Origin of the sequence: Methylorubrum aminovorans (genome assembly GCF_022179725.1) — a bacterium.
Taxonomy (GTDB): Bacteria; Pseudomonadota; Alphaproteobacteria; order Rhizobiales; family Beijerinckiaceae; genus Methylobacterium; species Methylobacterium aminovorans.
Genome location: NZ_BPRC01000012.1, coordinates 1 through 14,039 on the forward strand (window position 1 = coordinate 1; position 14,039 = coordinate 14,039).

The window sequence follows — 14,039 nt, forward strand, 5'->3', positions numbered from 1 at the left end:
TGCGCGTCGCTGAGAACCAAGCGATCCTGAACGCTCAAGGCTGTCCTCCAAAAGACAGCCTTGAAGCACCGCTTACCCCGTCCGTGAACCCCAAGAGTCCACGCGGCCTAGTTCATTGTTTGCGCATCGTCATTTTTTGAAAACTGGCGCCCTCTTTCGGGGCGATGCTCTTGGGCTTCTCGAAGCGAGCCTGGACAGCGTTCCCATGAATCTTGCCCGACAGCTCGACCTTCGCACCTCAGGGCGTTGGGGCCATGAGGTCGGCGACGAACTTGTTCGGCGCAGTCGGCTTGAGGGTCAACGTCTCCGTGTTGCCGCCTGACTGGACGAAGTCTTTGACCGTCAGGCCGGACGTATCCGTCGGAGTGCCCTCCACATTGATCACGAAGTCTGTGACGCCGGTCTTCAGTCATCACGAACGCGATCGGATGGTCGTCCGTGACCGTGGTTGGCGGCCGTTCGGGGCTGCGGCGAAGCTGGGGGAGGTGACGGTCGGGGCGGCACCACGGAGGGTGGCCCGCAAGAGAGTGCGCATAGTGCTTTCCTGGAACGAGGGGACTGCCTTCAGAACGCCTCGAGCGGGGAGCGGTCGGGGGCCTTCGCGGAGGGTGCGGGGCGTTGACGGATCTCGTGGCGCAACCGCTCCAGGGGCTTGCGACCGAAGGTCAAAAACAGGATCGGCGTCAGCACCGTGTCGAGCAGAGTCGCGCTGATCAGGCCGCCGAAGATCGTCACCGCCACCGGGTGCAGGATCTCCTTGCCCGGAGCATCGGCGCCGATGAGCAGCGGCACCAGCGCGACGCCGGCGGAGAGCGCCGTCATCAGGACCGGCGCGAGCCGCTCCAGACTACCCCGAATGACGAGTTCGCGCCCGAACGGCATGCCCTCGTGGATGGCAAGATTCAGGTAGTGGCTGATCTTGAGGATGCCGTTGCGGGTGGCGATGCCGGTCAGCGTGATGAAGCCGATCATCGAAGCCACCGACAGCGGCTGCCCGGCGAGCCACAGCGCGGCGACGGAGCCGATCAGGGCGAGCGGGATGCTGCCGAGGATGATCAGCGTGAAGGTCACCGAGCGGTAGCGGCTGTAGAGCAGCGCGAAGACCAGGGCGAGCGAGAGTAGCGAGAGGAGACCGATCGTGCGGCTCGCCTCGGCCTGCGCCTGGAACGAGCCTTCCAGCCGCGTGGTGTAGCCGTTGGGCAGGTTCGCCGCGGCAACATTCTCCCGAATGGCCTCGACGATCTTGCCCATGTCGGCGCCCGGCTGCGTGTTGGCCTGCACGACGATGCGGCGACGGGCGTTCTCGCGCAGGATCTGGTTCGGCCCGTCGGTCTCGCGGATGTCGGCGATCTGGCGGGCCGGCACCCAACCGGACGGCGTCTCGATCAGAAGGTCTCCGAGGTGCTGCGTGGTGCGCATCGCATCGGAGAGCCGCATCACCACATCGAAACGGCGGTAGCCGTCGACCACACGCGAGACCACTTGGCCGTTCGAGAGGCGGCTCAGCTGCTCGACCAGGGCGGCGGGCTGCACGCCGTAGAGGGCCGCGCGATTGTAATCGACGCGGATTTCGAGCTGCGGGATCAGTACCTGCTTCTCGACCTGCAGGTCGGCGATGCCGGGGATGTCGGCGAAGCGCTGCCGCAGATCCTCGGCCAGCGCCCGCAGGGTGTCGAGATCCTCGCCGAAGATCTTGAGGGCGATCTCGGCGCGCACGCCCGAGAGCATGTGGTCGAGCCGGTGCGAGATCGGCTGGCCGACATTGACGTTGACCGGCAGCACCGCGAGGCGCCCGCGGATGTCGGCGACGAGATCGGGCTTGGGTCGGGCCCCCGGCTTGAGGTCGATTTCGAGGTCGGAGGAGTGCACCCCCTCCGCGTGCTCGTCGAGTTCGGCCCGGCCGGTGCGGCGGCCGATCGACCGGACGTCCGGCATCTCGAGAAGCAGGCGCTCGGCCACGAGGCCGATGCGGTTGCTCTCAGCGAGCGAGATGCCGGGGTTGAAGGTCATGTTGACCGTGAACGAACCCTCGTTGAACGGCGGCAGGAACGTGCGCGGCAGGAAGACCGCCCCGACACCGGCCGCCGCCACCGCCAACGCAGCGACCGCCATGAGGGGCCGGGCATGCCCGAGCAGGCCCCCGAGCAGGGCGGCGTTGCCGCGCTTGAGCGCTTTGAGGAAGCGGCTGTCGTGCTCCTCCAGGCGTTTGAGACCGGGCAGCAGATAATAGGCGAGCACGGGTGTCAGCGTGATCGAGACGAGGAGGCTCGCCAGGATCGAGATGATGTAGGCTTGGCCCAGCGGCGCGAAGAGCCGGCCCTCGATGCCGGACAGCGCGAAGAGCGGCACGAAGACCAGCACGATCACCATCGTGGCGTAGACGATGCCGGAACGCACCTCGTTCGAGGCCGAGACCACCACTTCGAAGACGCTCTTCGGGTTGCCGGCCCGCCGGTTCTCACCGAGGCGTCGGAAGATGTTCTCCACGTCGACCACGGCGTCGTCGACGAGCTCGCCGATGGCGATGGCGAGACCGCCGAGAGTCATCGTGTTGATGGAGAGCCCGAAGGCGTGGAACACCACGGCGGTCGCCAGGATCGAGACCGGGATCGCCGTGAGCGAGATCGCGGTGGTGCGGACGTTGAGCAGGAAGGCGAACAGGACGATTGCGACCACGACCACCGCTTCGACCAGCACCGTTTCGACGTTGCGGATCGACGTCTCGATGAAGTTGGCTTGGCGGAAAATGATCTGGTCGGCGCGCACGCCCTTGAAGGCGCAGGCCTCGCCGGCCGGTTCGGCACCGAGCTGACCCGGACTACGCTTGTCGGCGTCGGGACCGCAGGTGTTGAGGCTCGCCGTGATCTCGGCGAGCGCCGCCTCGACCTCGCGGGTGAGGCGGACCGTGTCGACACCCGGCTGCTTCTCCACCGAGATCACGACGGCGGGCGCGCCCATATAGCCGCTGTCGCCGCGCTTCACCCGCGCCGCGAAGGAGACGTCGGCCACCTGCCGCAGGTAGACGGGCCGGTTGTTGACCGTCGCGACGACCATGTTCCGCAGGTCGTCGAGGTTCATCGTCCGTCCGAGATTCCGGATCAGGTACTCGCGGGCATACTGGTCGGTGAAGCCGCCGCCGGTATTGGTGCCGAATTGCGCGAGCGCGGTTTCCAGCTGCGCATGGGTGACGCCGAGCGCCCTCAGGGCCGTGGGTTGGGGCGCGACGCGGAACTGGCGCACCTCGCCGCCCATCGGGATCACCTGCGCGACGCCCGGAATGGAGAGCAGGCGAGGCCGGATGGTGAAGTCGGCCAACTCTCGCAACTGCATCGGCGAGACCGAGCCGCCGCTCAGCGCCACCATCACGATCTGCCCCATGATCGAGGAGACCGGACCCATCATCGGGGTCACCGTGGGCGGCAGTTGCGGCCGTACCATCGCCAGGCGTTCGGAGACCTGCTGGCGGTTGCGGTAGATGTCGGTGCCCCAGTCGAACTCGACGTAGATGACCGACAGGCCGACGCCCGAGACCGAGCGCACCCGCGTGACGCCGGGCAGGCCGTTCATCTGCGTCTCGACCGGGAAGGTGACGAGCTGCTCCACCTCCTGGGGCGCGAGCCCCTCGGCCTCCGTCATGACCGTGACGGTGGGGCGATTGAGGTCGGGGAAGACGTCGACTGGGAGCTTGGTGGCCGTCAAGGCGCCGTAGACGACGAGGACGGCGGCGAGCGCCAGCACGAGCAGGCGGTTGCGCAAAGACTGGGTGACGAGGAGCGTGAACATCGGCGGGGCTCCTCAGCGGACCTGATTGAGGAGTTCGGCGCCCTGGCTGACGATCCGCTTGCCCGGAGCGATCCCCGACACCACGAGGACGCGGCCGGCATCAAGCGGTTCGACCCGCACCTCGCGCGGCTCGAAGCGCTCCGGCGCGGTGTGCTCGTAGACGATGCTCTGCCCGTTGCCGCCGCGGACCACGCTCGTGCGCGGCAGCGCCAAGCCCTCCTGCTGCGCATCGGTCGCGGCCAGCACGGTGATGAACTGTCCGGTGCGCAGCTCAGGCGGGCCTCCGAGCACGGCGAAGTGCATCGGCACCGCTTGGCTGCGGTCGGCCAAGCCCGCTCCCATATAGGCGAGCCGCAGGATCCGTCCGTCGGCCATCCGGGCCGTGGCGTCCTGCCCGCCGGCCAGCGCGTCGAAGCTGAGAGCCTCCACCCAGAGGCGGCCCGGATCGACGATCTGGAAGACCTGCACCCCAGGGCTCGCCATCTGGCCGGCCACCGCGTTCGCCTCGGCGATGACCCCGTCGACCGGCGCCTCCAGGGCTTCCGGCTTCTGACGGATGTTATCGAGGGCCGCGCGGCGGTCGAGCAGGCCCTTGAGTTCGGCCTGCGCGTCCTCGAGCTGGACCTGCGAGACGGAGCCGCCCGGCGCGAGCTTGCGATAGCGCTCGACCCGGCGCTCCGTGATGGCGATCTGCTGGTCGAGCTCCCCCTGCCGTTGGCGCATGTCGGAGGCATCCACCGCCTGCACCGGCGGTGTCACGTAGGCCAGCACCTCGCCCTTGCGCACCGGCGTGCCCAGGCGCGGGAAGATGCCGGATTCCGGCGGCGAGAGCCGGCCGCCGACCGAGGATTGGACGACGCCGCTGGCGCTCGGATCGGGAACGATGCGGCCCGGCAGCTCGACCGTGCGGCGGAGCGTGCCGGAGGCGGTCAGCACGGTCCGGACCGCGAGCACCCGCTGGGTCGGCTTCGGCACGAAGATCGACCCGTCCGGCAGGCGGCGCGCCAGATCCTGTCCGCCGGCCGACGGCGCGGCCATTGGCAAGGTGTGGGACGCGGGAACGCCGCCGTGGTCGTGACCGTCGGCCGCGAAGGCACGAGGCGCGAGCGCGAGAACCACGACGAGGGCGACCAGGGCCGTGGCGGGCAGGTAGCGCCGCCTGCGCATCAGCAGCGTAACGGCGATCCCGAGGATAAAGCCGCCGCCGCCGATGGCGAGCGGAAGCGGATCGGCTTCCTTGAGGTGGCTCTGGAAGTCGTGAGCCGCCGCGAGGCCGGCTGCCCAGGCCGAGGCGCCCGCAGCGGGTGGCGCCGGCGGCGGCTCCGGGACATTCAGTGTCATCGGGAACAGGTCGGCGCTTCCGTTCATCGTTACGGTGAAGAGGACATCGTGCGCGCCGGAATGCTGGCTCCAATGCGCGTCGAGCCCGTAGCTGCCGTCCGGCAGCGGCAGGGCTTTAGCGGGGCCTTCCGGCGTCTCGGCCTCGACCACGGCGTCAGTGACCGGCTCATTGGAATCCACACGGTCGAGGAAGACCACCAGCCGGCCATTGCGGGCGATGGCGACGAGTTCGAGCGCGTCCGTGCTCGATGAGCCGCGCGGCGCGGCGGCCACCGGTGCGGCCGGCGCCTCGTTGCCGTGATCATGGCCCTCATGGGCAAGGGACATCGTCGGCGCCCCGGCCGACAGGCCGAGCGCGAGGACAGCCATCCGCACGGCGGCGGCGGAGAATAAACGCATGGAGAAACCGAGCCTTCGCCAAAGAGGCTGGCGGCAGCCGTGGGGGGCAGCCGCTCAGAGCGCGTGTCGGAGCGCGGACCTCAGGCGATGGTTCGAGGGGGTTCCGACGGCATCTCGCGGGTCACGCTCTCGAACGCGACCGTCGGAATTCCGGATAAGGTTCGGCCGAGCTGCGGCGCGACCGTCACGGCAGCGGCGTCCAGGCGGAGGAACGATGCGTGACAGCAGCACGGGCTGCATGCACCGCATGCCGCCTTGTCGCCGACCGGCTCGGCATGATCCGCGAGGCTACGGAGCGCCTGCGGTCCGGCCGCTTCCGCATGAGCGGCAGCGGCGACCGCGGCATGGCCGGCATGCGCCGTCCGCGCGTGCGAGTGCCCGGCACCCGCCACCGAAAAGGCGACGAGTGCCACGATCTGAAAGACCGTCAGCAGCGAGCGCCAGAAGGATCGGGTGGCCGACATGATGCGGCGTGCATAGCATTTTCGCGCCGGTCGAGCATGGGATTTTTTCGGCGCGTGCCTGGCCGGTACGACGGAGGCCGACGCCAGCCGATCGATCCCGATCGATCTGCGTCTGCCATTTCGTCAGGCTCTCTTCTCCGTCAGGCTCTCTTGGGCGCGTCGTTCAGGCGCCGCTCACGGAGCGGCCGGTCCTCGTCCGAGACGGCTCGCGCGGCGTCCAATTCGTCGATCCTCTCGTCGATGGCGTCTCGGCAGGAGGCGTGTCCGCCGGGCGCGGTGACCGGTCGGCGTGTCTCAGGCAAGGCGTCGAGCATCAAGCCGTCCTGGTCGATGGACATGCGCCAGCTTCGAACCGCCCCGTCGCGGGCCGTCATGGCGGCGGCGCAACGGTCGAGAAAGTCCAGCCGGAGCGCATCGCTTCCCGCCGCCATGCGCAAGGCCTCGCAGATCAAGTCGGTCTCCTGGCGCGTGAGCCACACCGTCGACGTTCCAAATCCCTGGCGCTCGGCCGCGATCATCTCGCGCGACAGGCGGCTTGCCAATGTCTGCTGGGGCGAGTCGGGAGCGGTCGCGGGCCGTCGTCCATGCATCCGGTTGCCCCTCTCTCCCGTCTGCCGACGAGGTTTCTCGATCATCGCGCCCACTGGGAGAAGTCGGATCAACACGTCTTCGCGGGTCGCTGCAAGTCAACGCGATGAGATCGTCCGAGATGCGGCGTGCGCCGCAGGATAAGGGCGTCGGTGGTATTCTTTCGATCGCTTGCCAGTCCACCTCGATCACGCAGCGGAGACCACCTTTGGACCTCGGCAGCCGATTGCCATCCAAAATGAGCGAGGTGAAGGGAGGGATAAGAACTTTCGCCGGGACGTCAGGTGAATACGGTTCGGTGGGACGATGCATCCGTCGAAGATCGTTCGAGGCGGATGCCGCGACACAGGACATGCGCCCGATCTTCCATCCCTGCAGGTATGCAAGGGGCCGGCTCCGCGGCCGACGATCCTGACCTGGCGAGTGGCGGCTTCACGAAGACACGTTCATCCGCTGAAAAAGTCGGGCTTCTCGATTCAGCGGACTGCACGAGGCCTGCACTGCTCATACGGCCGCGAAGTCGGACCTTATAGAGGGAAATAGCGGGCCGGCACGTTGAGAGTGCCGACCCGCCATCCGCTGGCCCGACAGAATCAGCGCAGCGCCAACACTTCGCGTGACGAGCTCCTCAATCGTCAAGCTTCCGTCGCCCCTTCTGACAAGATCGTGATCCGGGGCGGGTCGGAAGGTCCGATCGCGTCACCCCGCCGCTGACCGCGAAACGCCCTCAAACGAAATGAGCAGTCGGCTTCGTCTGCCCGACCGTCCCGAATCCGTGTTCCGAAGCGCCACGATCCGCGAAGCGGATTCGTCGAGTTGGATCGATCTCGGCACGGTCGAGGCAGATCGACCGCCACATTCGATTTCCGTTCATACTTTCGGGGCGCGGACGGTCCGGCCGGTCTCTCAAATTGGACAAGTCGCATGCACGGCCCGGCAACCGCGGCGCCATACAACGCCATCATGGGTCTTCCTGATTCCGAGCTTCGACTGCTGGGCGTGGCCGCGGCCGTCGGCGGCCTCCTGGTGATGATGCTCGCCGGTCAGCCCTCGGCCGCATCGCTCGGTTGGGGCTGCCTGGGGTTGCTTCTCTTCGGAGTGTCGCGCCTCATGCCGCGTCCGCGCCGGAAAGCCAGGCCCGCCATCGTGCCGAGCACGGTGGCGACGCCGCTCGAAGGGGACGCGCCGGCAGGCAGTGCATCCGAGGACGCGCCGGCCGCGCTTCCGGGCGATCTTCACGCCGTGCTTCAGCGCAAGGTGCGTGTTCAGCGTCCGATCAATCCGATCATCGCCTCGTCGCTCCTACCGCCATCCCGCGCTTCGCGGTCTCCCTCGACGAATTGATCGCTCGTGCGGGATCCGCCCGGCATCGACCGTATCGCGCTCGGTGTGACGGCCGATGCGCAGCACCAACGCGCCCGCCAAGATGAGCACGACGGCCACCGCCGCCAATCCGTCGTCGAAGCGCCCGGTCGCGTCGCGGACCCAGCCCATGAGGGCCGGTCCGGCGAAGCCGCCAAGACTGCCGAGCGCGTTGATCAGCGCGATGCCGCCCGCCGCCGCGGTTCCGCTGAGCAGCCGCGTCGGCAGCGTCCAGAAGGTCGGCAGCGCCGCGAACACTCCCAAAGCCTCCGCGCTCAGCGCGACGATGGTGAGGAGCGGCGTGCCGGCTTGGCTCGCGGCGAGGAGAGCGAGGCCGGCGGCAGCGGTCGGGATGGCGACGTGGCGGACCCGCTCCCCCCTGCGATCGGAGCGCCGCGTCCAGGCGAGCATCCCGGCCGCCGAGACGATGTAGGGAATGGCGGTGACGAAGCCCGTCGCTGTCGTCGAGAAGCCGAAGCTGCTCACGATCTGCGGCAACCACAGGCCGACGGCGTAGAGGCCGGTGCTGAGCCCGAAATAGACGAGCCCGAGCCCGAGCACCCGCGGGTCGCGCAGAGCATCCCCGAGATGGGCCGTCCGGCCCGGCCGCAGGCGATGATCCTCCACCATCCGCGCGATGAGGGCGGCCCGCTCCTCGTCGGTCAGCCAAGTGGCGCGCTCGGGCCGGTCAGTGAGGACGAACAGGGTCGCGAGGCCGAGAGCCAGACTGGGGGCAGCCTCCAGCAGGTAGAGCCACTGCCATCCCGCCAGCCCGAGCCAACCGTCGGTGAGGCTCATGACGAGGCCGGAGAGCGGCGCACCGATGGCCGCCGAGAGCGGCACCGCCATCATGAAGGTGCCGACGATGCCCGCGCGTTGCGCGGCGGGAAACCAGTAGGTCAGGTAGAGGATGATGCCGGGAAAGAAGCCGGCCTCGGCAAGCCCGAGGAGAATGCGGACGAGGTAGAACGACCATTCGCCGGTCACGAACGCCGTCGAGGCGGAGATCAGCGACCACGTCACCATGATCCGCGCGATCCAGATCCGCGCGCCGACCCGCTCCAGGATCAGGTTGCTCGGCACTTCGAAGGCGACGTAGCCGAGGAAGAACAGCCCCGCGCCGAGCCCGTAGGCCGTGGCCGAGAGGCCGATATCCCGGTTCATGGTGAGAGCGGCGAAGCCGACATTCACCCGGTCGAGATAGGCGAAGAAGTAGCACAGCATCAGGAAGGGCAGCAGGCGCCGCGCCACCTTGCCCGTGAGCGCATCCGCCATTCGCTCGTCCTACCCTTCCCATCGTCCGGCCCTCGTAACGAACTTGCCGGCAGCCGGATAGAAGCGGCCTCAGATCGAGCGGTGCCGGCCTGATCGTACCGCGGAACCGCCGCTGCGCCGCCGGGCTTCTCTTGTCACGGGTCCTGCTCCCGCACGGCCCCGACAATCGTGACAGGAGGACGCCATGGGTCTGTTCACGAAGGACATCAAGTCGCTGGACGACCTCTTCGTCCACACCTTGCAGGACGTCTATTACGCCGAGAACCAGATCACCAAGGCTCTGCCGACGATGATCGGGAAGGCGACGAACGCGCAGCTGCGCCAGGGCTTCGAGACGCATCTGCGTGAGACGGAAGGGCAGATCAAGCGCCTGGAACAGGTGTTCGAGATGCACGGTCACAAGCCGAAGGCGGTCAATTGCCCGGCCATCGACGGGATCATCAAGGAGGCCAACGAGACCGCGGGCGAGGTCGCCGATAAAGAAGTGCTCGATGCGGCGCTTCTCGCGGCGGCGCAGGCTGTGGAGCATTACGAGATCGCCCGCTACGGCACCCTCGTTGCCTGGGCCAAGCGGCTCGGCCGGGACGATTGCGCCGCCGTGCTCCAGCAGACGCTCGATGAGGAGAAGGCGACCGACCAGAAGCTCACGGCTTTGGCCGAGAGCCGGGTGAACCAGAAGGCCGCTTGATCATGGCCGAGCCGGAGCGTCCCGTTTCCGACGATCGTTCCGTGCCGCCAGCGCAGGGGCCCGTCCCGGGGATCGACCGGCCGCGATCCGATCCGCAGCCCGGTCCCCATTCCCTGCCCCTACCGACCGAGGATGCGGCGCGGCCATCGAACAAGGCAGGGAGTGGCTGAGCCGCCCCTCGCTTCCGTTCGGCCGACACCGTCCCCGACGGACGGGTGCCGGCCGGCGAAAACGGGCGCGGTCTCTTCCGTCTCGAATGCCGCAGTCGAGCGCCTTGGAAATTTCCGGACGCGGCGCTGTCGATCACTTCCGCGCGGCGTCGCCGCGCCGGAAAAGTGGGCCGACAATGTCCTAAGCCGCTTCGACGGCAGGACTCTCTGGCAGCGATGTCGCGCCGGACGACGCCGTGAAATCACGGGCGTGGACCTTGCGCGTGTCCGCGCGGTTCCCTCTGTTCTGTTTCGAGTCTTTCCCGCGCCGGTACCGCCGATGACCGCCCTCTTCCCCTTCGACAACAGCTACGCGCGCCTGCCGGACCGCTTCTTCAAGCGGATCGCGCCAACGCCGGTCGAGGCACCGCGGCTGGTACGGCTCAATCGAGCGCTTGCCGAGGATCTCGGGCTCGACGCTGTGCGGCTTGAAAGTCCGGAGGGTGTCTCCGTGTTGGCCGGGCAGCACGTCGCGGAGGGCTCCGAGCCGCTCGCGGCGGCCTATGCCGGTCACCAGTTCGGACAATTCGTGCCGCAGCTCGGCGATGGTCGGGCCATTCTGCTCGGTGAGGTCGTCGGCCGCGACGGGCGGCGTGACATCCAGCTCAAAGGATCGGGCCCGACGCCGTTCTCCCGCCGGGGTGACGGGCGTGCCGCCCTCGGACCCGTACTGCGTGAATATCTCGTCAGCGAGGCCATGCATGCCCTCGGCATCCCGACCACTCGCACGCTGGCCGCCGTCACCACGGGCGAGCAGGTGATCCGCGAGACGGTCCTGCCCGGCGCCGTCCTGACGCGGGTCGCATCGAGCCATATCCGGGTCGGATCGTTCCAGTTCTTCGCCGCCCGCGGCGATGTCGAGGGCCTTCGCGCGCTCGCGGACCACGCCATCGCGCGCCACGATCCCGCGGCGGCGGAGGCTGACAACCCCTACCTTGCCTTTCTCGAAGGCGTGATCCGCCGGCAGGCCGAGTTGGTGGCCCGCTGGCTCACGGTCGGCTTCATCCACGGCGTGATGAACACCGACAACATGTCAATTGCCGGCGAGACTATCGATTACGGTCCGTGCGCCTTCCTCGACACCTACGATCCGGCGACCGCCTTCAGCTCGATCGATCGCCACGGGCGTTACGCCTACGGTAATCAGCCCCGCATCGCCCTGTGGAATCTCACCCGACTGGCGGAAGCGCTGCTGCCGCTCCTGTCAGAGGACGAGACGCGGGCAGTAGCCGAGGCCGAGGCGGCGCTGAGCGGCTTCGCTGGACTGTTCGAGACCGCCTATCACGGTGGGCTGAACCGTAAGCTCGGGCTCGCCACGACGCGGGACGGCGATGCCGCCCTCGCTGGCGACCTCCTGAAAACCATGGCCGAGAACGGGGCCGACTTCACCCTCACCTTCCGGCGCCTCGGCGAGGCTGCACCGGAGGCCGGGAGCGATCCCGAGCCGGCCGCGATCGAGGCGGTGCGCAGCCTCTTCATCGATCCGACCGCTTTCGACCGTTGGGCTGAGCGCTGGCGCCGCAGGCTCACCGAAGAGCCGGATGTCGGCACGGCGCGGCGGCAGTCGATGCGCACGGCCAATCCCGCCTTCATCCCGCGCAACCACCGAGTTGAGGCAATGATCGAGGCCGCGGTCGAGCGGCAGGATTTCGCACCGTTCGACACGCTGCTGACCGTCCTCACCCGGCCCTACGACGACCAGCCCGACTTCGCGCAGTATGCGGAGGCTCCGGAAGGCGGCGGACGCGGCTATCGCACTTTCTGCGGGACCTGAGAAGAATTCTTTCCTTTCATCACCGCTTTATATTCGGATCTGATGAATATAATTTCCTTAGTGTATGTTAATTTGCACTATGGGTCAGTTCATTCGAGATCAACCATTCGGTAACGACACGCCCTTACTTCCCATCCTCGACGCATCATCTTCAGCGATGCGCTCGAGGAATACATCATGGCGGATACCGTTCGCTCGCGTCAGACGATTCGATTGTCGCTGGCTGCCCGCGTTGCTCTGCTCGGCAGCCTCTTCGTTCTGGTCGCAACCCTCGCGGTCGGCGGCAACCTGCTGCTCGAAGCACGCGCCGTCATGCACGCCCGGGCGGCGGACTCATTGGATAGCTCGATGCGCCTGCTCCGGGCCGGCATGGAGCATGCGGCCGGAGAAAAACCGGACCTCAACGCCGCCGTCGATCGTGTCGAGAGCGTGACCGGCGGGACCGCGACCGTCTTCACAGGCGAGGTCCGATCCGCCACCACGGTGCGCAAGGCCGATGGCAGCCGCGCGGTCGGCACCCGGCTCGCCCCGGGCCCCGTTCACGACACCGTGCTCGGCCGCGGCGCGATCTATCGCGGCGAGGCGGACATCCTCGGCTCGCCGTACCTGACTCTGTATGAGCCGATCCTCGGCGCGGACGGCCATGTCACCGGCATCCTCTATGTCGGTCTGAAGCGGGCCGACGTGCTGGCCGGGCTCGACCACATGACCCGTCAGGCGGCCCTGGTGGGCGGCGGCATGATCGCGGCGGCGATGGTCCTGCTCTGGCTCGCCATCCGCCGCACCCTGCGTCCGCTCGACGGATTGGGCCGGACGATGACCCGGCTCGCCGAGGGCGATGTCGGGGCCGAGGTGCCCGGCCTGAGCCGGCGGGACGAGATCGGCGCCATGGCCGCCGCGGTGCAGGTGTTCAAGGAGAGCCTGATCCGCACCCGCGAACTCGAACGAGAGGGTGCGCTGGCCCGCGCCGCCTCCGAGGATGAGCGCAAGCGGGCGCTCGGCGCCATCGCCGAAGGGTTCGAGCAGGCGGTGGGCGGCATCGTCGACATGGTGGCCGCCTCCGCCACGGAGCTGCAGGTCACGGCCGAGACCATGGCGGCGACGGCGCGCCAGACCGCGACCCGATCCGGGCACGTCGCCGGCGCGGCCGAGGAAGCCGCCTCGAATGTCGGCACCGTGGCGGCCGCCGCCGAGCAGCTCGGCGCTTCGGTGCAGGAGATCGGCCGGCAGGTCTCGAACTCGTCCGACCTCGCCGCAGGCGCGGTCATCGAGGCGGATCGGACCGCGATCCTGGTCCATGAACTCGACGCCGTCGTGAACCGGATCGGCGACGTCGTCAGCCTGATCGCAACCATCGCGGGACAGACCAACCTGCTCGCGCTCAATGCGACCATCGAGGCGGCGCGCGCCGGTGAGGCCGGCCGCGGCTTCGCGGTGGTCGCGGCCGAGGTGAAGGAACTCGCCAACCAGACGGCGCAGGCAACCGAGGAGATCTCCGGCCAGATCGCCCGCGTTCAGGGAGCGACGGGCCAAGCCGTCGCCGCGATCGGTGGCATCACCGCCCGTATCCGCGAGATCAGCGACGTCGCCAACGGGATCGCGGCTGCGGTCGAGGAGCAGGGTGCGGCGACGCAGGAAATCGTGCGCAACGTCGCCCAGGCTGCGAGCGGCACCGGCGCCGTGACCTCGAACATTGCCGGCGTGGCGCGAGCCTCCGAGGAGACGGGGGCCGCCGCCGCACAGGTGCTGTCCTCCGCGTCAGAATTGTCGCGCCAATCCGAGCATCTCAGCGCCGAGGTCACTCGCTTCCTCGGCACCGTGCGGGCGGCTTGAAGTAAAGCGGCGGCGCTCCGCATAAAATGCGGGCGCCGCCGCAAAGACGAGCGGCGCGGATTGACGGAGCGATGCGTATCGCTTACTCCCCGCCCCTCACTTGCTGAGAAACCCTCGCCAGAATCCGGCGAGGAAGCGGCGAACGGATCGACGATGCGCACGGTTCTTATCGTAGTGGAAGCGCCACGGACGGGGCGGGCTTGATCTCAAGCCCGACAGGCCCGGTCGGTGGCGCATGCAGGGTCCCCTAGGGGCCCTTTTTTATTGCGCGAAATCCAACGGGCCGACATGCGGATCGGAACACGAAGAACGGATTGATGGAG

At 68.1% G+C, this 14,039-nt stretch carries 9 protein-coding genes; 4 read left to right on the forward strand and 5 right to left on the reverse strand.

Annotated elements, in window-relative coordinates; genetic code table 11:
• Positions 1–564: 564 nt before the first annotated feature.
• The 4 genes from MFF24_RS16660 to MFF24_RS16675 all read right to left on the reverse strand — a co-directional run bounded on the left by MFF24_RS16660 (position 565) and on the right by MFF24_RS16675 (position 6,622).
• On the reverse strand, positions 565–3,783 hold the full coding sequence (locus MFF24_RS16660; protein WP_238225740.1) for an efflux RND transporter permease subunit: 3,219 nt from the start codon (positions 3,781–3,783) through the stop codon (positions 565–567).
• A gap of 12 nt (positions 3,784–3,795) precedes the next feature.
• Positions 3,796–5,523: an efflux RND transporter periplasmic adaptor subunit gene (locus MFF24_RS16665; protein WP_238225742.1), complete on the reverse strand. Its 1,728-nt coding sequence runs from the start codon at positions 5,521–5,523 to the stop codon at positions 3,796–3,798.
• A gap of 80 nt (positions 5,524–5,603) precedes the next feature.
• Entirely contained in the window at positions 5,604–5,987 is a 384-nt protein-coding gene (locus MFF24_RS16670; RefSeq protein ID WP_238225745.1) for a hypothetical protein, read from the reverse strand.
• 140 nt (positions 5,988–6,127) lie between these two features.
• Complete coding sequence (locus tag MFF24_RS16675; RefSeq protein ID WP_238225963.1) at positions 6,128–6,622, reverse strand: hypothetical protein; 495 nt, start codon at positions 6,620–6,622, stop codon at positions 6,128–6,130.
• A gap of 877 nt (positions 6,623–7,499) precedes the next feature.
• Here MFF24_RS16675 and MFF24_RS16680 point away from each other — a divergent pair.
• On the forward strand, positions 7,500–7,919 hold the full coding sequence (locus tag MFF24_RS16680) for a hypothetical protein (protein ID WP_238225747.1): 420 nt from the start codon (positions 7,500–7,502) through the stop codon (positions 7,917–7,919).
• Here MFF24_RS16680 and MFF24_RS16685 read toward each other — a convergent pair.
• Entirely contained in the window at positions 7,878–9,212 is a 1,335-nt protein-coding gene (locus tag MFF24_RS16685) for an MFS transporter (protein ID WP_238225750.1), read from the reverse strand. The two genes, MFF24_RS16680 and MFF24_RS16685, sit on opposite strands and share 42 nt — an antisense overlap.
• Positions 9,213–9,396: 184 nt before the next feature.
• Between MFF24_RS16685 and MFF24_RS16690 the strand changes: the two genes are divergently transcribed.
• The 3 genes from MFF24_RS16690 to MFF24_RS16700 all read left to right on the forward strand — a co-directional run bounded on the left by MFF24_RS16690 (position 9,397) and on the right by MFF24_RS16700 (position 13,716).
• Positions 9,397–9,900 (forward strand): YciE/YciF ferroxidase family protein, encoded by a 504-nt coding sequence (locus tag MFF24_RS16690; RefSeq protein WP_003598253.1) that lies wholly within the window; start codon positions 9,397–9,399, stop codon positions 9,898–9,900.
• Between the two features lie 489 nt (positions 9,901–10,389).
• The gene (locus tag MFF24_RS16695) at positions 10,390–11,883 is read left to right on the forward strand and encodes a protein adenylyltransferase SelO (RefSeq protein ID WP_238225752.1); all 1,494 of its coding nucleotides are present in this window, start codon (positions 10,390–10,392) and stop codon (positions 11,881–11,883) included.
• A gap of 177 nt (positions 11,884–12,060) precedes the next feature.
• On the forward strand, positions 12,061–13,716 hold the full coding sequence (locus MFF24_RS16700) for a methyl-accepting chemotaxis protein (RefSeq protein ID WP_238225754.1): 1,656 nt from the start codon (positions 12,061–12,063) through the stop codon (positions 13,714–13,716).
• The last annotated feature ends 323 nt before the right edge of the window (positions 13,717–14,039 follow it).

Coding starts and splice junctions, on each gene's coding strand:
- MFF24_RS16660 (WP_238225740.1), bottom strand. CDS start 3,783: ATGTTCACGCTCCTCGTCACCCAGTCTTTGCGCAACCGCCTGCTCGTG.
- MFF24_RS16665 (WP_238225742.1), bottom strand. CDS start 5,523: ATGCGTTTATTCTCCGCCGCCGCCGTGCGGATGGCTGTCCTCGCGCTC.
- MFF24_RS16670 (WP_238225745.1), bottom strand. CDS start 5,987: ATGTCGGCCACCCGATCCTTCTGGCGCTCGCTGCTGACGGTCTTTCAG.
- MFF24_RS16675 (WP_238225963.1), bottom strand. CDS start 6,622: ATGATCGAGAAACCTCGTCGGCAGACGGGAGAGAGGGGCAACCGGATG.
- MFF24_RS16680 (WP_238225747.1), top strand. CDS start 7,500: ATGCACGGCCCGGCAACCGCGGCGCCATACAACGCCATCATGGGTCTT.
- MFF24_RS16685 (WP_238225750.1), bottom strand. CDS start 9,212: ATGGCGGATGCGCTCACGGGCAAGGTGGCGCGGCGCCTGCTGCCCTTC.
- MFF24_RS16690 (WP_003598253.1), top strand. CDS start 9,397: ATGGGTCTGTTCACGAAGGACATCAAGTCGCTGGACGACCTCTTCGTC.
- MFF24_RS16695 (WP_238225752.1), top strand. CDS start 10,390: ATGACCGCCCTCTTCCCCTTCGACAACAGCTACGCGCGCCTGCCGGAC.
- MFF24_RS16700 (WP_238225754.1), top strand. CDS start 12,061: ATGGCGGATACCGTTCGCTCGCGTCAGACGATTCGATTGTCGCTGGCT.